General features: G+C 63.7%; 17 protein-coding genes and 1 tRNA gene. 7 read left to right on the top strand and 11 right to left on the bottom strand.

Going from position 1 to position 19,067, the window contains the following annotated elements:
• The first annotated feature begins 12 nt into the window (after nt 1–12).
• The 4 genes from GL284_RS05225 to GL284_RS05210 are packed head-to-tail and all read left to right on the top strand — an operon-like array spanning nt 13 to nt 5,061.
• Nucleotides 13–1,152, top strand: a complete 1,140-nt coding sequence (locus tag GL284_RS05225; RefSeq protein WP_155043604.1) for a microcin C ABC transporter permease YejB — start codon at nt 13–15, stop codon at nt 1,150–1,152.
• On the top strand, nt 1,152–2,258 hold the full coding sequence (locus tag GL284_RS05220) for an ABC transporter permease (RefSeq protein WP_155043603.1): 1,107 nt from the start codon (nt 1,152–1,154) through the stop codon (nt 2,256–2,258). Before GL284_RS05225 ends, GL284_RS05220 begins: the two co-directional genes overlap by 1 nt.
• The gene (locus GL284_RS05215) at nt 2,255–3,850 is read left to right on the top strand and encodes an ABC transporter ATP-binding protein (protein ID WP_155043602.1); all 1,596 of its coding nucleotides are present in this window, start codon (nt 2,255–2,257) and stop codon (nt 3,848–3,850) included. The genes GL284_RS05220 and GL284_RS05215 overlap by 4 nt, the downstream gene beginning before the upstream one ends.
• Nucleotides 3,847–5,061 (top strand): glycosyltransferase family 4 protein, encoded by a 1,215-nt coding sequence (locus tag GL284_RS05210; RefSeq protein ID WP_155043601.1) that lies wholly within the window; start codon nt 3,847–3,849, stop codon nt 5,059–5,061. Before GL284_RS05215 ends, GL284_RS05210 begins: the two co-directional genes overlap by 4 nt.
• Here the strand turns inward: GL284_RS05210 and GL284_RS05205 are convergent.
• The 6 genes from GL284_RS05205 to GL284_RS05180 form a co-directional block, all read right to left on the bottom strand.
• The gene (locus tag GL284_RS05205) at nt 5,058–5,567 is read right to left on the bottom strand and encodes a hypothetical protein (RefSeq protein WP_155043600.1); all 510 of its coding nucleotides are present in this window, start codon (nt 5,565–5,567) and stop codon (nt 5,058–5,060) included. The two genes, GL284_RS05210 and GL284_RS05205, sit on opposite strands and share 4 nt — an antisense overlap.
• A gap of 61 nt (nt 5,568–5,628) precedes the next feature.
• A complete protein-coding gene (locus tag GL284_RS05200) occupies nt 5,629–6,348 on the bottom strand; it encodes a molecular chaperone DjiA (RefSeq protein ID WP_155043599.1) in 720 nt (239 codons plus the stop codon).
• Between the two features lie 63 nt (nt 6,349–6,411).
• Nucleotides 6,412–7,236 (bottom strand): sulfate ABC transporter permease subunit CysW, encoded by an 825-nt coding sequence (gene cysW, locus GL284_RS05195; protein ID WP_155043598.1) that lies wholly within the window; start codon nt 7,234–7,236, stop codon nt 6,412–6,414.
• Complete coding sequence (cysT, locus tag GL284_RS05190) at nt 7,233–8,075, bottom strand: sulfate ABC transporter permease subunit CysT (protein WP_155043597.1); 843 nt, start codon at nt 8,073–8,075, stop codon at nt 7,233–7,235. The genes cysW and cysT overlap by 4 nt, the downstream gene beginning before the upstream one ends.
• Nucleotides 8,072–9,067 (bottom strand): thiosulfate ABC transporter substrate-binding protein CysP, encoded by a 996-nt coding sequence (gene cysP, locus GL284_RS05185; protein ID WP_155043596.1) that lies wholly within the window; start codon nt 9,065–9,067, stop codon nt 8,072–8,074. Before cysP ends, cysT begins: the two co-directional genes overlap by 4 nt.
• Nucleotides 9,064–10,158 carry a sulfate/molybdate ABC transporter ATP-binding protein gene (locus tag GL284_RS05180; protein WP_155043595.1) on the bottom strand — a complete coding sequence of 365 codons (1,095 nt, stop codon included), beginning with the start codon at nt 10,156–10,158 and terminating at the stop codon, nt 9,064–9,066. The genes cysP and GL284_RS05180 overlap by 4 nt, the downstream gene beginning before the upstream one ends.
• Nucleotides 10,159–10,436: 278 nt before the next feature.
• Here GL284_RS05180 and GL284_RS05175 point away from each other — a divergent pair, with 278 nt between their 5' ends.
• Nucleotides 10,437–10,922, top strand: coding sequence for a GNAT family N-acetyltransferase (locus GL284_RS05175; protein WP_155043594.1), 486 nt, complete (start codon nt 10,437–10,439; stop codon nt 10,920–10,922).
• A 44-nt stretch (nt 10,923–10,966) separates the two neighbouring features.
• Nucleotides 10,967–11,043, top strand: a tRNA-Arg gene (locus GL284_RS05170).
• 117 nt (nt 11,044–11,160) lie between these two features.
• On the opposite strand, the gene GL284_RS05165 is transcribed toward GL284_RS05170, so the two are convergent.
• On the bottom strand, nt 11,161–12,258 hold the full coding sequence (locus GL284_RS05165) for an ATP synthase subunit B family protein (protein ID WP_155043593.1): 1,098 nt from the start codon (nt 12,256–12,258) through the stop codon (nt 11,161–11,163).
• Nucleotides 12,259–12,826: 568 nt separating this feature from the next.
• On the opposite strand from GL284_RS05165, the gene GL284_RS05160 reads away from it, so the two are divergent.
• On the top strand, nt 12,827–14,050 hold the full coding sequence (locus tag GL284_RS05160) for a Hint domain-containing protein (RefSeq protein WP_230382926.1): 1,224 nt from the start codon (nt 12,827–12,829) through the stop codon (nt 14,048–14,050).
• A gap of 54 nt (nt 14,051–14,104) precedes the next feature.
• On the opposite strand, the gene GL284_RS05155 is transcribed toward GL284_RS05160, so the two are convergent.
• From GL284_RS05155 to GL284_RS05140, 4 genes are all read right to left on the bottom strand, one after another.
• A complete protein-coding gene (locus GL284_RS05155) occupies nt 14,105–15,340 on the bottom strand; it encodes a hypothetical protein (RefSeq protein WP_155043592.1) in 1,236 nt (411 codons plus the stop codon).
• On the bottom strand, nt 15,337–16,380 hold the full coding sequence (locus GL284_RS05150) for a hypothetical protein (RefSeq protein ID WP_155043591.1): 1,044 nt from the start codon (nt 16,378–16,380) through the stop codon (nt 15,337–15,339). The genes GL284_RS05155 and GL284_RS05150 overlap by 4 nt, the downstream gene beginning before the upstream one ends.
• Before the next feature lie 7 nt (nt 16,381–16,387).
• Nucleotides 16,388–16,843, bottom strand: coding sequence for a hypothetical protein (locus tag GL284_RS05145; RefSeq protein WP_155043590.1), 456 nt, complete (start codon nt 16,841–16,843; stop codon nt 16,388–16,390).
• A gap of 222 nt (nt 16,844–17,065) precedes the next feature.
• Entirely contained in the window at nt 17,066–18,037 is a 972-nt protein-coding gene (locus GL284_RS05140) for a bile acid:sodium symporter family protein (protein ID WP_155043589.1), read from the bottom strand.
• Nucleotides 18,038–19,067: the final 1,030 nt, after the last annotated feature.

Raw genomic sequence — 19,067 nt, 5'->3', positions numbered from 1 at the left:
AAGACGGGGCGGATGGCAGCCTATATCCTGCGGCGCTTGCTGCTGATCATTCCGACATTGATCGGCATCATGCTGGTCAATTTCACGCTGACGCAATTCGTGCCCGGTGGCCCGATCGAACAGGTCATCGCCCGCGTGCAGGGCGAAGGCGATGCCTTCCGCAATATCGCAGGCGCAGGCGACGCGCCGGCGCAGAACAGCGAATATGCCGGCGCGCGCGGCATCCCGCCCGAACTTCTGGACCAGCTTGAGGTGCAGATGGGCTTTGCCAAGATCGTCTGCGATCCGGCCTTCACGGGCGAACCCGCGCTGACCAGCGATCAATGTCGCAAGGAAAAGATCGGTGCGGTGGAACGCTTCGGCATCATGCTGGGCAATTATCTGCGCTTCGATTTCGGCACCAGCTTCTTCCGCTCGATCTCGGTCATCGATCTGGTGCTGGAAAAGATGCCGGTCTCGATCACGCTGGGTCTGTGGTCGACGATCATCGCCTATCTGATCTCGATCCCGCTGGGCATCCGCAAAGCCGTGCGCAACGGCACGCCCTTTGACACATGGACCAGCGGCGCGATCATCGTGGGCTATGCCATCCCGGCCTTTCTGTTCGCCGTGCTGCTGATGGTGCTGTTCGCGGGCGGGTCATACTGGCAGATCTTTCCGCTGCGCGGGCTGACCAGCGACAATTTCGCCGACCTCAGCCTGTGGGGCAAGATCAAGGACTATCTGTGGCACATCACGCTGCCGGTGCTTGCGACCACGATCTCCAGCTTCGCCACGCTGACCCTGCTGACCAAGAACAGCTTTCTGGACGAAATCGGCAAGCAATATGTCATGACCGCCCGCGCCAAGGGCCTGACCGAGCGGCGGGTGCTGTATGGCCATGTCTTCCGCAACGCCATGCTGATCGTCATCGCGGGCTTTCCGGCGATGTTTCTGGGCGTGTTCTTCGGCGCGTCGATCCTGATCGAGACCATCTTCTCGCTGGATGGTCTGGGGCGGCTGGGCTTCGAGGCGGCGGTGCAGCGCGATTATCCGGTGATCTTCGGCACGCTTTACGTCTTCGGCCTGCTGGGTCTGCTGGTCGGCATCCTGTCGGACATCATGTATGTCCTTGTCGATCCGCGCATCGACTTTGAAAAAAGGGCCGGCTGATGGCACTGTCCGAACTGAACCGCCGCAGGCTGCGCAATTTCCGCCGCAACAAGCGGGCTTTCTGGTCGCTGGTGATCTTTTCGCTGCTGTTCGTGGCCTCGCTGTTTGCCGAACTGATCGCCAATGACCGGCCCATCGTGGTGAATTACAAGGGCGGCTGGTATTTTCCGGCCTACAAGTTCTACCCGGAAACCGATTTCGGCGGCGATTTCGGCACCGAGGCGATCTATACCGATCCAGGCGTGCAATGCCTGATCCGCACCGGCGGGCGGCAGGAATGCTGGGACGATCCCGAAGCCGTCAGCGCCGAGGCCGCGGCCACCGGCATGGTGGCGGGCGAGGCGGTGGACAAGGGCTGGATGATCTGGCCGCCGATCCCGTATCACTACCGCACGATAAACAATGTCGGCACTGCCCCCAGCGCGCCGGATGGCAACCACCTGCTGGGCACGGATGACACCTCGCGCGATGTGCTGGCGCGGGTGATCTATGGCTTCCGGCTGTCGATCCTGTTCACGCTGATCGTCACGGTGGTCGGCTCGGCCATCGGCATCGCGGCGGGGGCCATTCAGGGCTATTTCGGCGGGCGCACCGATCTGGTGTTTCAGAGATTGCTTGAGATATGGTCATCAACCCCTTCGCTTTACGTGATTATCATCCTGTTTGCGATTCTGGGGCGCAGCTTCTGGCTGCTGGTGGGGGTGTCGATCCTGTTCGGCTGGCCCGCGCTGGTCGGCGTGGTCCGGGCCGAGTTCCTGCGCGCCCGCAACTTTGAATATGTCCGCGCGGCGCGGGCGCTTGGGGTCAGCGACCGCAAGATCATGTTCCGCCACATCCTGCCCAATGCCATGGTCGCCACGCTGACCATGCTGCCCTTTGTCGTCACCGGCACGATCAGTTCGCTGGCAGCGCTGGATTATCTTGGCTATGGCCTGCCGACCAGCGCGCCATCGCTGGGAGAGCTGGCCCTGCAGGCCAAGCAGAACCTGCAGGCGCCATGGCTGGCCTTTACCGCCTTTTTCAGCTTTGCCATCATGCTGTCGCTGCTGGTCTTTGTCTTTGAAGGCATCCGCGACGCATTCGACCCCAGAAAGACCTTCCGATGACGCCGGTTCTTGAAGTCAACGACCTTCGCATCGGTTTCCGCTCGGATGCCGGGGTCACCGCCGCGGTTAAGGGCGTCAGCTTTGTGGTCGGCAAGGGGGAAACCGTGGCGCTGGTGGGCGAATCCGGCTCGGGCAAGTCGGTCACGGCGCTGTCGACGGTGGGTCTGCTGGGCGATGCGGCCGAATTGCAGGGCTCGGTCAGATATGCCGGGCGCGAGCTGGTCGGCGCGGCAGAGCGCGATCTGCGCGCGGTGCGGGGCAATGATATCAGCTTCATCTTCCAAGAGCCGATGACCTCGCTGAACCCGCTGCACACGCTGGAACGGCAATTGGCCGAAAGCCTTGGGCTGCATCAGGGGCTGCGGGGGGCGAAGGCACGGGCGCGGATCATCGAACTGTTGACCCGCGTCGGCATCCGCGACCCCGAAACCCGGCTTGACGATTACCCGCACCAGTTTTCCGGCGGCCAGCGCCAGCGCATCATGATCGCCATGGCGCTGGCGAATGGCCCGGAACTGCTGATCGCGGATGAACCGACCACGGCGCTGGACGTGACCATTCAGGCGCAGATCATGGAATTGCTGGCCGAGCTGAAGGCCGCCGAAGGTCTGTCCATGCTGTTCATCAGCCACGATCTGGGCCTTGTGCGCCGCATCGCCGACCGCGTTTGCGTCATGAAGAGCGGCGAGATCGTGGAACAGGGCCCGACCGAGGCGATCTTTGCCAATCCGCAGCACGACTATACCCGGATGCTGCTGGCCGCCGAGCCGCAGGGCCGCGCTGATCCGATCCCCAGCGACGCCCCCGAGGTGGTGGCGACGCGCGATCTGAAGATCTGGTTTCCCATCAAGCGCGGCATGTTGCGCCGCACCGTGGGCCATATCAAGGCGGTGAACGGTGCCACGCTGTCGGTGCGCGCCGGCGAGACATTGGGCATCGTGGGCGAATCCGGCTCGGGCAAGACCACGCTGGCGCTGGCCATCATGCGGCTGATCGAAAGCGAGGGACCGATCCTTTACATGGGGCGCGACATCTCGGGCCTTGGCGGGCGGGCCTTGCGGGCACTGCGGCGCGACATGCAGATCGTGTTTCAGGATCCGTTCGGCAGCCTGTCGCCTCGCATGACGGTCGAACAGATCATCGCCGAGGGGCTGGGCGTGCATGGCGTCGATCCGGGGCAGAACCGGCGCGCGCTGGTGCAGGACATCATGCGCGAGGTCGGGCTGGATCCGGCGACGATGCACCGCTATCCGCATGAATTCAGCGGCGGCCAGCGCCAGCGCATCGCCATTGCCCGCGCCATGATCCTGAAGCCGAAACTGGTGGTGCTGGACGAACCGACCAGCGCGCTGGACATGACGGTGCAGGTGCAGATCGTCGAATTGCTGCGCGGCTTGCAGCGCAAGCACGGGCTGGCCTTTCTGTTCATCAGCCACGATCTGCGCGTCGTGCGTGCCATGTCGCATCAGATCATGGTCATGCAGGCGGGAGATGTGGTCGAACACGGCCCGACCGATCAGGTCTTCGACGCGCCAGCCAGCGATTACACCCGCCGTCTGATCGACGCGGCATTCTTGAAGCAACTGGCATGAAGATCCTGTTCGTCCATCAGAATTTCCCCGGCCAGTTCCTGCATCTGGCCCCGGCGCTTGCCGCGCGCGGCCATCAGGTGCTGGCGCTGACGGATGAGAAGAACCAGCGGCCCTCTCCGGTCCAGACCGTGCGCTACAAGGCGCCCGAGGAAAACCCGGTGCGCGGTCTGGCCCGCAGCTATGCCGAATATGTCGAACGCGGCTGGTTGGCGGCGCGGGGCTGCCGGGCGCTGCGCAATCAGCACGGCTATACGCCGGATCTGATCTTCGGCCATTCCGGCTGGGGCGAGACGCTGTTTCTGCGCGAGATCTGGCCCGAGGCGAAGCTGCTGGTCTATGCCGAGCTGATGTATCGCACGCGCGGTCAGGATGTGGGCTTCGACCCCGAGGTCGCGCCCGACAGCGACGAAGGCCGCGTCACCACGCTGGCCCGCTCGGCGCATCTGATTCAGGGGCTGGTGCAGGCGGATGCCGGTCTGGCCCCCACGCGCTATCAGGCGGACAGCTTTCCCCCCGAATTGCGCCAGAAGCTGACGGTGATCCATGACGGCATCGACACCGATGTGGTGAAGCCCGATCCGCAGGCGCGGCTGGAACTGCCCGATGGGCGCGTGCTGACGGCGCAGGATGAGGTCATCAGCTATGTCTCGCGCTCGCTGGAGCCGTATCGCGGTTTTCACCGCTTCATGCGGGCGCTGCCTGCGGTGATGCGCGCGCGGCCCGATGCGCAGGTGGTGCTGATCGGCGGAGATGGCGTCAGCTATGGCGGGCAGCCCGCCGACGCGCCAAGCTGGAAGGCCAAGATGCTGGCGGAACTGGACGGCCAGCTTGATCTGTCGCGCCTCTATTTTCTGGGCCGCGTGCCTTACGCGCAGTATCTGTCGCTTTTGCAGATCGCGCGGGTGCATTGCTATCTGACCTATCCCTTTGTCCTCAGCTGGTCCCTGACCGAGGCGATGGCGGCAGGTTGCCAGATCGTCGCCTCGGACACCGAGCCGGTGCGGGAACTGGTGCGGGACGGCGAAAACGGGCGGCTGGTGCCGTTCTTCGATCAGCCCGCGCTGGAGGCCGCATTGATCCGCGCGCTGTCGGGTGACCCGCAGGCACAGCGCATGCGGGCCGAGGCGCGGCGCACCATCGTCGACGCCTATGACCTGAAGCGCCAAAGCCTGCCGCGTCTGGTCGAATGGGTAGAGGGCTTCGCGCCTTAAAGCTCGATCTCGCTGGCCGGATCGCGCGCGGGCGCGTTCTGGTCGGGGGCGTCCTGATCGGGGGCCGGACCCCGCGGGGTGTCCGGGTTCGGCCGCATCATCTGGCGCAGGTTCGGCCCCATTTCAGGACGCGGCGGCGCATCGGCGCGGCGGCGGATGATGATGTCGCCATTTTCCAGCATCTCGGGCGCCTGATAATTGCGCACATCGTCGATCATCGTGCCGATCTCGGACAGGACCGGCCCCAGCGAACTGACCATGCCGCCCAGATCATTGCCGAGGTTGTCCAGATGCGGCTGCGCTTCGCGCAGCATGTTGCGCATGAAATCCTCGATCCCCGCTTCCAGATCACCGGGCGGGCTTTCCGGGGCGTCTGGCGCGGGAATGGCCGGAGGTTCCTGAACTGGCGCGGGCTGGTCCGCAGGTGCGGGCGGCGCGTCGCCCATGGCGAATGCAGGCCCCGTCAGCGGCAGCGCAAGCATAAGGGCGGCAAGGAAACGGTTCATCTGATCTGTCCCGGCTGTTTGCACCTTAACCGGCCCCGGCTGTCGCGGGTTCCCGGCGGCCTTACGCCGCGCCACGCATTGTGCGGAAACTGTCCCATGCCTCGTTCAGGGCGCGGGTGCGGGCTTCGGCCAGCCGGATCGCCTCGGGCGGCAGGCCTCGGGCGATGGCGCGGTCGGGATGGCTTTCGCGGATCAGATCGCGCCAGCGCTTGCGCGCCTCGGGCAGGGGCGTGTCGGCGGGAATGCCCAGCACCTCGCATGAGGGGCAGCCCTGACGCCGGTCGTGGCGCGCGCGGATGGTGGCGACCTGCTGGGCGGGCAGGCCGAAGATGCGCGCCACCTCGTCGATGAAGATGATTTCGGCATCATGCAGATCGGCATCGGCGACGGCGATGATGAACAGCCCCTCGATCACATCGGCCAGCACCGGATCGCCTTGCGGGAACATCCGGGCGATGCGCTGCGCCCATGCGTCGAACCCGGCGACATCCTGACGCGCCAGATCAAAGACGCGGGCGGCGTTCTTTTCCTCGGCACGCGGGATGATGAAGACCCGGCGGAAGGCCGCGACTTCCGAACGCGCCACGGCGCCGTCCGCCTTGGCAAGCTTGGCCCCCAGCGCGATGACGGCGATGGTGAAGGCCACGGATTTTTCCGGCGGCGTCGCCGGGCGGCGCGCGCCCAGAATGGCCGCCATGCGATCGGCAATGCGCTGCCAGAAGCTGCGGGGCTTCGGCAGTTCGGGGCAGGCGGTCGGGTTGTCCTTCAGCGCGGTGTCCATAGCGCAAAGCCTAAGGCGTGGCGGGGGCACAAGTCCACTGACATTCCCGCAAGCTGGCCCCCGTCATCTGCGACCTTCCAGCACAGCCTTCACGATCAGCACGATCAGCGCGATGAAGGTCAGGGTCGAGGCAGCCGCGAAGGCTCCGGTCGTGTTCAGGTCGTTGAACATCAGTTCGATCTGCAAGGGCAGCGTGTTCGTCTGTCCCCGGATCGAGCCAGACACCACCGACACGCCGCCGAATTCCCCCACCGCGCGCGCCGTGCACAGCACCGCACCGTAAAGCAGCGCCCAGCGGATATTGGGCAGCGTCACCCGGCGAAACACCTGCCAGCCGCGTGCGCCCAGCGTGACGGCGGCCTCTTCCTGTTCCGAGCCTTGGGCCTGCATCAGCGGCAGCACTTCGCGCGCCACGAAGGGGGCGGTGACGAACATGGTGACCAGCAGGATGCCGGGCAGGGCGAACATCACCTTGATGTCGGCCGCAGCCAGCGTCGGCCCCAGAAGACCCTGCCGCCCATAAAGCAGCAGATAGCAGATCCCCGCAATGATGGGCGAGATCGAGAACGGGATCTCGATCAGCGTGACCAGCAGCTTTCGTCCGGGAAAGCGGAAGCGGGCAATGGCCCATGCGGCGGCGATGCCAAAGGCGATGTTGACCGGCACGACGATGACCGCGACCAGCGCCGTCAGCAGCGTGGCATGAACCGTCAGCGGGTCCATGATATTGCCAAGATAGGCGCCCCAACCCTCGGCCAGCGCGCGCCAGAAGATAAAGACCATGGGCGCCACGACGAACAGCGCCGTCAGCACGAAGGCCAGCCCGATCAGCAGGCGCGGCACGGCGCGGCTTTGGCCGGGGGCATGGGTCAGCGCGGTGACGCTCATGATCGGGTCTCAAGATGGCGGGCGGCGCGGAATTGCAGCCAGTTCGAGACGGCCAGCAGCACCAATGCGAACAGAAGCAGCACCAGCGCAATGGCGGCAGCACCCTGATAGTCGTATTCCTCAAGCCGGATAAAGGCCAGAAGCGCGGCGATTTCGGTCTTGAAGGGCAGGTTTCCGGCGATAAAGACCACCGCGCCGAATTCGCCAAGGCTGCGGGCAAACGCAATGGTGGAACCCGACAGCCACGCAGGCAGGATCGCGGGCAGCACGACGCGGCGAAAGATGGCCCAGGGGCGCGCGCCCAGCGTCATCGCGGCCTGTTCCAGCGCCGGGTCCAGATCCTCCAGCACCGGCTGGATGGCGCGCACGACAAAGGGCACCGAGGTGAAGGTCATCGCAAGGATCACCCCGCCCAGCGTATAGACCAGCTCGATCCCCGCCCATGCAAGCGGCGCGCCGAACCAGCCATTTGCCGAATAAAGCGCGGTCAGCGCGATGCCCGCCACCGCCGTCGGCAACGCAAAGGGCACATCCATCAGCGCATCCAGAATCCGGCGGCCGGGAAACTGATAGCGCGTCAGCACCCACGCCATCAAAAGCCCGTAAAACGCATTGAACAGCGTGGCCAAGGCCGCCGCCGTCACCGTCACGCGGATTGCGGCCAGCGTGCGCGGCGCGGTGATGATCGACCAGAACCGCGCGGGGCCGATCTCGGCGCCTTTCAGCACCAAGGCCACCACCGGGATCAGGATGATCAGCGTGACATAAAGCAGCGTGATGCCAAGGCTCAGCGAAAAGCCCGGCAGCACGCGTTTCGGCTTGATGGCCGCAGCGGTCATCGGTTCACGAAGACCGTATCAAGGATGCCGCCATCGGCCAGATGTTCGGACTGCACCTTGTCCCAGCCGCCGAATACATCATCCACGGTCAGCAGCTTGGTTTCGGGAAATTCCGCCGCGTGCTTGGCCGCCACATCCTTGTCAGTGGTGCGGAAATGGTTTTCCGCCAGCGTTTCCTGTGCCTGCGGCGAATAGAGCCAGTTCAGATATTCCCGCGACACCTCGAACGAGCCGTCTTCCTCGGCATTCTCGGTCACCACGGCCACCGGGAATGCGGCGAACAGGCTGGTCGGCGGCGTGATCGAGATCAGCCCCTGATCGGCATATTGCTTGGAAATCGCCTGCGTTTCGGCCTCGAAGGTAATCAGCACGTCGCCGATATTGCGCTCGGCGAAGGTCTGGGTGGCGGCGCGGCCGCCGGTGTCGAAGACCGGCACATTGGCCATGATCTTGCGCACGAATTCCTGCGCCGATTCCGGCGTCGCATCCGGCTGTTGCAGGGCATAGGCATAGGCCGCCAGATAGGTATAGCGCCCGTTGCCCGAGGTCTTGGGGTTCGGGAACACCGCCTTCACGTCATCGCGCGCCAGATCCGACCAGTCCTTGATGCCCTTGGGATTGTCCTTGCGCACAAGGAAGGCGGGCAGCGAGTAATAGGGCGATGCGCCGTTCGGGAAGGCCTCGCGCCAGTTTTCGGCAACGAACCCTGCTTTCGCCAGCACATCCACATCGGTTTCCTGATTGAAGGTCACCACATCGGCGGGCAGCCCCTCAAGGATCGCGCGGGCCTGTTTCGAGGATCCGGCATGGCTTTGGTCGATGGTCACGTCGCGGCCCGATTTCTCTTTCCAATAGGTCTGGAATTCAGGGTTCAGCGCCTCGAACAGCTCGCGTGCGATGTCATAGCTGACGTTCAGGATCTTGTCCTGCGCCATGGCGGGGGTGGTTCCCAACAGCAGGGCCAGCGCGGCGATGCGAAGTTTCGGGATCATAGGGACTTCTCCTTGCGGGGGAATTCGGTGACGGGGCGGGCGGGTTCGCGGCCGTTGGAAAAGATCGCGCCAGCTTCGACGCGCAGGGCGACGCGGGTGCCGCTGGTCAGGCCCTTGGCCTCGGGTGCGCGGCGCGGCAGATCAAGGGGCAGCGTGGTCTGGCCGTCGGTCAGGTCCAGCCTCAGGATCGCGCCATTGCTGGTGCAGCGGCTGACATGAAAGCGGCCATTGGCATCGGCAACGGGAACGGCGTCGTCGGGCCGCAGGAACAGCATCGCCGGACCATCGGGCAGCGCGCGGCGGGGCAGGCGGCTGGTGTCCAGCCCCGGCGCTTCGACGCGCCCGGCCCGGATGGTGACGGGCAGTTCGATCGTGGCGCCCATGAAGCGCGCGACGAAGGGACTTGCGGGATGGTCATGGATCTGGTCGGCATTGCCGATCTGTTCGATCCGGCCATCGCCCATCACGACAACGCGGTCGGCCAGCTCGAACGCCTCTTCCTGATCGTGGGTGACAAAGATCGTGGTCGAGCCGGTCTCTTCGTGCACGCCGCGCAGCCAGGCGCGCAGATCGCGGCGCACGGCGGCATCCAGCGCGCCAAAGGGTTCGTCCAGCAGCAGCACCGTCGGCTGGATTGCCAAGGCCCGGCCAAGCGCCACGCGCTGGCGCTGGCCGCCCGAAAGCTGCGCCGGATAGCGGTCGCCCAGATGCGAGATCTGCAGGAAATGCAGCAATTCATCAACCTTGGCGGCGATGACGGATTTGCCCGGACGCTCGGCCCGCGGGCGCACGGTCAGGCCGAAGGCGATATTGTCACGCACCGACATATGCGGAAACAGCGCGTAATGCTGAAACACGAAGCCGATGCGGCGGTCCTGTGCCGCAAGGCCCAGCCAGTCGCGGCCATCGACGTTCAGCCCACCGGCATCGGGCCATTCCAGCCCGGCGATGATCTTCAGAAGCGTCGTCTTGCCCGATCCCGAAGGCCCCAGCAGCGCCACCAGTTCACCCGTCTGAATGCCAAGGTCGATGCCGCGCAGCACCTGCGTGGCTCCGAAGCTTTTGGTCATGTTCTGGATGCTGATGGACATGCGCGCCTCCACGGTTCCACGATCAGGTAGCGACGGGCGCCGCGCCGGGCAAGCCGCTTGCGCCCCGGCGCGGGCGAAAAGCAACGAAGGATGTTCCGTGGCGCGGCACAGGGTGGATTCATGTTCGCGGCGGCCGGGTCGCAGAGAAAAGAATTTTTTCCTGCGGGGCAGAAACCCGCCGGAATTGTCCTTATTTCGCATCCGCTTCCGCAATGCCCCCTTTCGCTTCCGATGCGCGGGTTGCTAGGTTGCGCGCACGACGCGACAAGGAAACGACGATGACATCCCAAGCCGAACTTTTGCTGGTGCAGGAAAGCCCGCTGACCCCGGATCTAGAGCTGTTGTTTCACCGTCATACCATGGACATGCACGCCGATACGCCGCCGGAATCGATCCATATGATGCCGCGCGAGGATCTGGTGCACCCCGATATCGCGTTTTTCGTCTTGCGCGATGGCGGGCGGGCCGTGGGCATGGGCGCGGTAAAGCGCCTGTCGGTCTATCACGCCGAGGTCAAATCCATGCATGTCCTGTCCGAGGAACGCGGGCGCGGCTTGTCCGTGCGCCTGCTGGAGGGGTTGATCGCCCATGCCCGCCAGCTTGGCATTGCGCGCCTTAGCCTTGAAACCGGCAGCCAGACGATGTTTCTGCCTGCCCGGCGGCTTTATGAACGTGCCGGTTTTGTGGAATGCGGCCCGTTTGGGGATTACCGCGCGGACCCGAACAGCGTCTATATGACCTTGGCGCTGGATCCTGCGGCATAAACGGTTGCTTAAACCATCAAGCTTTGCCATGACTGCGCCACTGCGGACCCGTAGCTCAACTGGATAGAGCAGGGACCTTCTAAGTCCAAGGTTGAGGGTTCGATTCCTTCCGGGTTCGCCAGTCAGATCAATCGTTTAATCAGCGCCTGGGTCTTGGCTCAGCGGTTCGCGCGACCTCATCACGGGTCTGATGCGGTGATCCCACCCCGACAGGATCGGGATGGGACCATGGATGCTGTCAGCGGCGATAGGACAGGCCACCCCAGACGCGGCCTTCGTCGCGGTCACGGCCGCCACGGACCGCACCGATATAGGCCGCTGCCGCCGCGATCAGCGCCGAGGCCGCCAGCAGGAAGGCCGACAGGATCCCGGTCACGCGCGCCTGTTCGGCGGCGTCGATGGCCTGCTGCTTGGCCTCGTCTAGGCGCTGCTGGGCTTCGGTCCGCAGCCGCTCCAACTCGGCCTTGGCCTCGTCGACCTTTTGCTGCGCTTCGGCGCGGATCTGGTTGGTTTGCTCGACGGCCTCGTTGACGCGGGCATCGACCTCTTGCGGGTTCATGCCGGTGCGCGCGCCGACCTGATCGCGCAGGAAGGCACGGTCGCTGTCCGAAATCTCGCCCGTGCGGATGACATTGGCGAAGATCCCGGCGATCTGGCGTTGCGTGTCGCTCATGTTCGCTTCGGCGTCCTGCTGGAAGGTCGAGGCGGGGTTCTGCCCATCAGCCCGCAGCAGCCGATCCGTGATGTAATCCAGCGGATTGCTTTGCATCCCCTGCGGCAGCATGTCATCCAGCGCCGGGCCTGCGGCTTGACCCGCGCCCTGCGCCAGCCCGCCGACCGCCTGACCCGCACCCGACACGACGCCGCCCGCAAGCTGGCCTGCGCCCTGCGCGATGCCGCCCACGGCCGATCCGGTCACTTCGGCGGCGGTCTGCGCGACATTGCCCGCAGTCTTCAACCCGCCCGATATCACGCTGGCCGCGATGACGGCGCTGACGATCATGCCCACGCCCCAGACGGCCAGGCCGTTGAAGCCGTCGCGGACGGTCACCTCATCCTTGGTGGCGCTGCCGACCGGACGGCGCATCCGCCCCGCGACATAGCCGCCAAGCGCATTGGCCGCCACCATCGAGATCACGACGAACAGCGCGGTGATGATCAGCCACCAGAAGCTGATGCCCCCGTCCTCGCCCACCGAAACCGAGCCAAGACCCAAAGCGGCCGCGAATGTTGTGAAGACGACTGCGACGCCGGTGGCCACGACTGCACCAGCGAAAATCGCCGCCCAATCGACATAACCGCGATCCGTCGCGTCCTGAATGCTGGGTGTCGCCATCACGAAAGTCCCAACATCGACAGAATGAACAGGACGATGACCACAAGGCCCACAAGATAGATGATTGAGTTCATAGCAGGTTCTCCAACGAGATTTTCTCGCTGGGTTGGAACGTCCGGTTGATTGCGCCGGTTTCACGGGCGATGGAATATTATGTCTTTGAGCGGCGTTTAGAACAGCCGCAGATTGCATGAGACGGCTGGATTTGCGCAGCAAACATCGCGTGGTCGCGATCAATCAACCATGGCGTGCAAGATGTGGCGGTCCCAAGGACTGGCCTTGGGCCGCCGTTTAGGCAGATCCCACCATGGCAGGTTTTTGCTGATCCAGATACCGCGCTCCTGCCGGGAATGCGCCTGATGCGGGCTGGGATCGACCGACACCATTGAGATAAAATGTGAATATTAGCTTAAATTTTATTTACTCGGCGGCATAGAATCGCCCATAAGGGAATCGCTTGCCTCAAAAACAACCATGAGGTGTTGCGCTTAGGTCGTCGCATGACGCGCCGATCCGTTCTCAACCATTCGATCCGGGGTCGCCCTGGTCTGCTAAAAGGTTTAGTACGATGCCCTTTGTCACTACTCTTCCCCCCAATGTGCTGAATGTCGGACTGGACGGATCGATCGTTTCCGTTCCGTCGGCCCGTCTGATCAACTTCGTGGGGCCTTCCACCTCATTCGACGGCTATGAGCAGCCGACCGAAGACGGCGTGCTTGAGGCAGGTGATACCACCAACCTGTCGCTGAACGATCAGGCTGGCACCGATATTCTGACAGATGCAACCTATCGTGGGACGGCGCAGATCGACGCTGTGTCGGCGAATGTGAATGCCTTGGCGTTCAGCATTTCGCTGGATGTCCTGCCGCGCACGGTCGATATTTTTTCGACCACCGCCGGTACGCCTCCGGTCACCACCACCCATATGGTGACCGACACACCTTTCAATCAGCAAAATATTGAAATTACTGCAACAATCACACCCGCTTTCGGTAGTCCCATTACTGTGACAGCGCCGATCTCGGGCATTGCGAATGCGATTACTGCTGCCGTTCCGGCGCTTCAGCCTGTGGTCACGACAATCTTGACGCCTGCAGTCAACGGTCTGGTCAATACCGCCGCTTTGACCATTCAGCCCAACACGGGCGCCACCAAGACCATCCCTCCGGCGCAGCTTTTGTGCTTCGTCACCGGCACGCTGATTGAAACCGATCGCGGCATGATCGCGGTGCAGGATCTGAAGGCCGGGGATCTGGTCGTGACCCGCGACAATGGCTTGCAGCCGATCCGCTGGATCGGCTCGGTCAAGATGGGCAAGGGCGCGCTGATGGCGCAGCCCAAGCTGCGTCCGATCCGCATCAAGGCGGGCGCTTTGGGCAATGACATGCCCACCGCAGATCTACTCGTGTCGCCGCAGCACCGCGTTCTGGTCCGCTCGAAAGTGGCGATGAAGATGTTCGGCGCGCTCGAGGTTCTGGTCGCGGCCAAGCAGCTTTTGCAGATCGACGGCATCGACATCGCCCATGATGTGGCCGAGGCCGAGTATTTCCACTTCCTGTTCGACCGGCATGAGGTGGTGAACTCGAACGGGGCTGCGACGGAATCGCTGTTCACCGGCCCCGAGGCGCTGAAGGCCGTCGACCGCGAGGCGCGTCAGGAGATCTTCTCGCTGTTCCCGCAATTGCGCAGCGACGATTTCGTCGCCACGCCGGCCCGTCCGATCCCGGCCGGTCGCCGGTCGCGCAAACTGGCCGTGCGCCATGCCCAGCGTCCGGGGGCGTTGGTCAGCTAAGCCCTGCCACGAACACAGAATGGCCGCAGATCGCTCTGCGGCCATTTTTCACATTTACGCTTCCGGGATGAAGCTGTCGCCCTGCAAACGTCCCCGGAACCCCGGCAAGGCGCGCCGCAAGCTCTCACCGGCGACATAGCGGCTGGGGCGGGTATGGCTGGCAAACAGCGTCGTGCGATGCGCCGACATGCTGACCCCCGACGCATCGACCATCGCGGTGCAGTCCTGCACCTGATGGGCAAAGCGCAGCCAGCTGGCCGAGGCCGAGGCCAGCGTGATCGTCACGCTGTTGCCCGCCGGATCGGCGATGGCCGAGACGATGCCGCCCTCTGCCTCGAAGCCCAGATCGCGGCAGGTGGCTGCCCCGCCAAAGGCATCGTAAAGCCCGGCGCGGTCGATCAGCGTCTCGCCCTCGCGCAGGGCGAAACGGACGGTCACCACGGCACCGGATTTCTGGACCTCATAGGTGATGTTCCAGGGCCGCCCGGCCTCGGTTTCGGCAATGGCCCATTCGCAGGTCTCGCCGATCAGCACCTGTGTGCGGCCGGTCGGGTGGATGTTCTGGTCGCGGATCGGGAAGATGCGCTGCCATGTCGCGATGATCCCGCCGCGATCCAGCCCGATGCGGTATTGCACGCCCGGCGTCTCGTAAAGATCGCCGATGCTGTTCACATCCGAGCCGTTGACCACCACGACCAATTTCGGCGCCTGACCGAACAGCGCCGTGGCCTGCGCTTCGGTGGCATTATGCGCCAGATCGAACGCCGCGCGATAGCTGGCCCCGGACTGGTCCTTGGCGCTTGTGCCTTGGAACAGCAGCACATAGGGGCAGGTCAGCGTGACGCCGATATCCTGCGCGACCCGCGCGCTTTCGCGCATCCAGTAAAGCTGGTTGCGCCCCAGCGGGCTGGCGTTGTCGAGGTTCCATTCCTCGATGATCCGCCCGCCGAACCCGTGATCGGCCAGCACCATGCCGCGCGTCGTGTCGCCTGCATCGCGCAGCCGCGCCGCGCGCGATTGCATCAGGGCGTAGGCCGGAGAGACCCGGCCCAAGCCCTCGGCGGTCATGAACCCCGTCGCGGCTCTGGTCTGGTCGATGGCGGCAAGCCCCGCCCCCAAGGGGCCGACCGCCGCACCGCTGCTGTCGCGCAGCCCATAGGTGTAATAGGACTGCGACGTGGCCGAGGCATCCAGCGCAGGTGCCAGCGCATCCGGGATGGGCCGGTTTTCGCTTTGACCATAGCTGGGCATGATCTCAAGCGAGGTGACGGTTGGTCTGGGGGCCGTCACGCCCCCCGACGAAAATCCTCGACCACCTCGCGCATGGTGATCGGCCAAGGCTGACCCTCGGTGCGTCCGACGATGGCCAGCCGGTGCAGCGTCCCGACCAGATACCGCCCCGAGATCACCCGGCTCAGCGCCGGATCCGTCATGCCGCCATGCGGGGTCGATACGACATTGCCAGACACGTCATGACCGCTGAGGATATCCAGCAGGTCGTCGATCTGCGCCGCAATCACCATGCGACGGCCATAGCCGGTGCTGCCCAGCGTCAGGTTCACGGCGGTGTCATCCGTGCCGGTGATCTGCAAGGACCCGCTGACATCGCGGATCTTCACATGACCGCCCGTGCCGTCCACCACCTGGCCGCTGTTCGAGCCATAGCGGGTCAGCGTCACATCCGCGACCGCGAACAGCCCGTCGGTGGTGGGCTGGTTGCTCAGCGTCTGCGATTGCAGATAGGCGCCGTCGGCAAAGGTGAAGCCGGTGGTGCCGCGCTGGATCGCCGCGCCGGTGCCGGTCTTGGCAAAGACATAGCGCCCCGTGCCGCGCGCCGTGACCGAGGCCACATCCGTCGCCGTGCCGCCAAAGGTCGTTTCCGCGTCGATATAGGCAAGGGTCTGCAGATCGTAGTTGATGACCGGAACCGGCGCCGCAACGACGGTAAAGCCGGTGCTGGTCGCGGTCGCCGTGCCTGCGCTGTTCGTCCAGCGGACCGACAGCGCATAGACACCGGGCGAGGTGATCTCCATCGTCAGCTCGCCCTGATCCAGACGGTTGCGGATCGACACGCCGTCCAGCGTCAGATCCCAATCGGCAACCGGCGCCGGGCTGCCGCTGGCCGTGCCCAGCGTCAGGGTGATGCTTTCCCCGATCAGCGGGGCCACCGGCCGGATCGTCGGCTGCGCCGTCACCGCAGGGGCCACCGCGCCATGCGACACGATCAGGGATTCCCCGCGCGAATCCAGCAGATCCATCTGCGCGCCGTCCATGTGGACGGCAGTGATACCCGCGAACAGGTCGCTTCCGAAGCCGTCAAGAATGGTCAATGGCATATCAGGCCTCTCCCCGCACCAGAACGATGTCGGTGTCGCGGCGCTGGCTCAGCGGCAGCTGTTCATATTCGGCATAGCTGCTGGCGACGATCAGCCGCGTCACGCCCGCATCCTTGGCCGCCTTCAGGTTCTGCGCGCTGGTCTTTTCCAGATCGCCCAGGGCGATGGCAAGGCTGGTGGCGATGAACAGGCCCTTAGCCTCGAACACCTTGGTGACGTATTGGTTGAAACCCTCGATGGACCAGTTCGTCGCCGCATTGTCGCCCTCGGCATTCACGATCAGCGGCATGGACCATTGGCCCTGCGCGTCGGTCGTGGCCTCGACTTTCTGGGTGACGATCCGGATGCCGCCATCGAAGATGTCCGACCCGTTCAGCGTCGCGACGATCTTGCCTGCCGAAATGGGGGCAAGCGTGGCGTCCATCAGGACACCGCGAACTGTGGCTTTATTGGGCATGTCTTGCTCCTCGGATGCCGAAAAAATCCTTGGCATTATCCGGGGAAAAACGGCGGGTTGCCGATCGGTCCGAAGCAACGTCCGGGGGCAGGCAGAACGTCCGGCGCGGCAAAGGAAAAGCCCGGGCCAAGGCCCGGGCGTTCAAGGTCACCAATCAACACATCAATCTTGACTGGCCAATCAATAACAGGCTGCGCCCGCAACGGGAAGCTGACTGTTTCGTCAGGTTTTCGCCACCCTGCGCGCCAGTCTTTGCGCGATGAAGGAACAGACCAGCAATTGCAGCATGTGATACATCATCACCGGCAGCACCGTCGCGCCGACGGTCGCTGCGGGAAAGATCGCGCTGGCGATCGGCAGCCCGCTGGCAAGGCTTTTGGTCGAGCCGCAGAAGAACAGCACCGCCTGATCCGGTGCTGGCAGCCCGAACGCGCGTCCCGCCAGCTTCATGATGACCATGGCCAGCGCCAGAAAGATCACGATGACCATGAAGGCCAGCACCATGCTTTGCGCCGGGATCTGCGACCACAGCCCCGAGACCGTCCCCGCGCTGAACGCCGCATAGACGATCAGCAGGATCGAGCCGCGATCGACGATCATGGTCAGGATTTTGTGGCGTCTGACGAATTTCCCGATCCATGGCCGCATGATCTGCCCGACGATAAAGGGCAACAGGATCTGCAGGCCGATCTTTTCGATGGCGTCCCAACTGACGCCGCCGCCCTCGACATGCAAAAGCTTCGCCACCAGTAGCGGCGTCAGCGCGACGCCGATGATATTGGACAACGAGGCCGCACAGATCGCCGCCGGAATATTGCCCCCCGCCATCGAGGTGAACGCGATCGAGGATTGCACGGTCGAGGGCAGGACGGACAGAAACAGCAGACCCAGCGTCAGCTCGGGCCCCAGAACCCCGCCGAAGATGGCCGCCAGCAGCAGTCCCAGCACCGGAAACAGCAGATATGTCGCCAGAAAGGTCAGGCTCTGCAGGCGCAGATTCAGCATCCCGGCTTTCACGGCGGCCGGATCCAGCTTGGCACCATAGACGAAGAACAGCAGCGTGACCGCCCAGAAGGTCGCGTGACCAAGGCCCATAGCCGCGATGCCGCGCGCGGGCAGGATCAGGCCCATGATTGCGGTTGCGATCAGCAGCAGCATATAGCCGTCAATCCCGATCCGGTTCAGATGCTTCATGCCGTCTATCCCGCGAATTTCTCAACCCGCCGGTTGTCATACAGATGCAAGGCAGGGGCAAGTCCGGCGGCGACATTGCCAAAGCAAAACGCGAGCGCCTGACCGACGCTCGCGCTGGATATGCCGTGATCTGAGGCCGTTACCGGATCACTCCCACTCAAATATTTTTTTCGCCCTAAGCATCTGATATATCTGCTAAAAATCATTTCAGCGGCCGATTATGCCGTGTAAGGTACCGTCAAAAACCTAGCCTTTTGATTTTGCTGAGTTTTCAGGCGTCAACCTTGCTGAAAAAATTCTGTGAACTTTCGGCATCTATCGGCTGCTTCGCAGTGAGGCAGCAACCACAAACGTCGAATCTGATGCGTCGATAAAGTACCGTCAAAACCGGCAAAATCAATGCTCCCACTTGGTTGTGGATCGGCGGGCTGAGATCGAACACATTGCATGGACGGCAGAGGTTGAGAGGTGAAGACAGTTTCTCGGGAAGAGCTTTACGAGCTGGTTTGGTCCAAACCCATGACCAAAGTTGCCGCTGATTATGGCGTTACGGGTACGGCGTTGAAGAAGACCTGTGATCGCCACGACATTCCAACACCAGAACGTGGATACTGGGCGAAGCTGGAATACGGAAAGCCGGTCAACAAGGAAGCACTACCGCCACTGAGCGAACCAAACTTGGCTACGGTGAGGATATCAGGAAGTTCCGAGCAGCATCTGTCTCCGTCGGTCCGCGACGCCAAGGAAAAAGCCAGAGACAGGCTCCACAAGCACGCTACGGCTAAGCCGCTTCTGGTCTCTGAATCCGAACCGACGCTAAGCATCGTTGAACCGCCGTCTCTCGCTGCTACAAGGCGCGCGATTTCGAAAGCGCGTCCTGACGACCAAGGTTTCGCGTCGGCCGGCAGTGTCCCAACACATGGTGTAGGAGGCCGCGCGCGGAGCCTTCGGCGTAGCGCAGCGCGCGGCCGTTGGTGACGCTGGCGGTCACCGTCGATCTTCGGACAAGTTTCGGGTTGCGAGACCTTGA

The organism is Paracoccus shanxieyensis, from assembly GCF_009711265.1.
Taxonomy (GTDB): domain Bacteria; phylum Pseudomonadota; class Alphaproteobacteria; order Rhodobacterales; family Rhodobacteraceae; genus Paracoccus; species Paracoccus shanxieyensis.
The sequence above is the reverse complement of the archived record's forward strand: the minus strand, read 5'-3'. Positions and strand labels throughout refer to the sequence as shown.

Bases quoted from the DNA above. Each gene is read 5' to 3' on its own strand.
- GL284_RS05140 (WP_155043589.1), bottom strand. From the start codon at position 18,037: ATGAAGCATCTGAACCGGATCGGGATTGACGGCTATATGCTGCTGCTG.
- GL284_RS05220 (WP_155043603.1), top strand. From the start codon at position 1,152: ATGGCACTGTCCGAACTGAACCGCCGCAGGCTGCGCAATTTCCGCCGC.
- GL284_RS05145 (WP_155043590.1), bottom strand. From the start codon at position 16,843: ATGCCCAATAAAGCCACAGTTCGCGGTGTCCTGATGGACGCCACGCTT.
- GL284_RS05225 (WP_155043604.1), top strand. From the start codon at position 13: ATGGCAGCCTATATCCTGCGGCGCTTGCTGCTGATCATTCCGACATTG.
- cysT (WP_155043597.1), bottom strand. From the start codon at position 8,075: ATGACCGCTGCGGCCATCAAGCCGAAACGCGTGCTGCCGGGCTTTTCG.
- cysW (WP_155043598.1), bottom strand. From the start codon at position 7,236: ATGAGCGTCACCGCGCTGACCCATGCCCCCGGCCAAAGCCGCGCCGTG.
- GL284_RS05175 (WP_155043594.1), top strand. From the start codon at position 10,437: ATGACATCCCAAGCCGAACTTTTGCTGGTGCAGGAAAGCCCGCTGACC.
- cysP (WP_155043596.1), bottom strand. From the start codon at position 9,067: ATGATCCCGAAACTTCGCATCGCCGCGCTGGCCCTGCTGTTGGGAACC.
- GL284_RS05200 (WP_155043599.1), bottom strand. From the start codon at position 6,348: ATGGACACCGCGCTGAAGGACAACCCGACCGCCTGCCCCGAACTGCCG.
- GL284_RS05215 (WP_155043602.1), top strand. From the start codon at position 2,255: ATGACGCCGGTTCTTGAAGTCAACGACCTTCGCATCGGTTTCCGCTCG.
- GL284_RS05180 (WP_155043595.1), bottom strand. From the start codon at position 10,158: ATGTCCATCAGCATCCAGAACATGACCAAAAGCTTCGGAGCCACGCAG.
- GL284_RS05165 (WP_155043593.1), bottom strand. From the start codon at position 12,258: ATGGCGACACCCAGCATTCAGGACGCGACGGATCGCGGTTATGTCGAT.
- GL284_RS05210 (WP_155043601.1), top strand. From the start codon at position 3,847: ATGAAGATCCTGTTCGTCCATCAGAATTTCCCCGGCCAGTTCCTGCAT.
- GL284_RS05205 (WP_155043600.1), bottom strand. From the start codon at position 5,567: ATGAACCGTTTCCTTGCCGCCCTTATGCTTGCGCTGCCGCTGACGGGG.
- GL284_RS05160 (WP_230382926.1), top strand. From the start codon at position 12,827: ATGCCCTTTGTCACTACTCTTCCCCCCAATGTGCTGAATGTCGGACTG.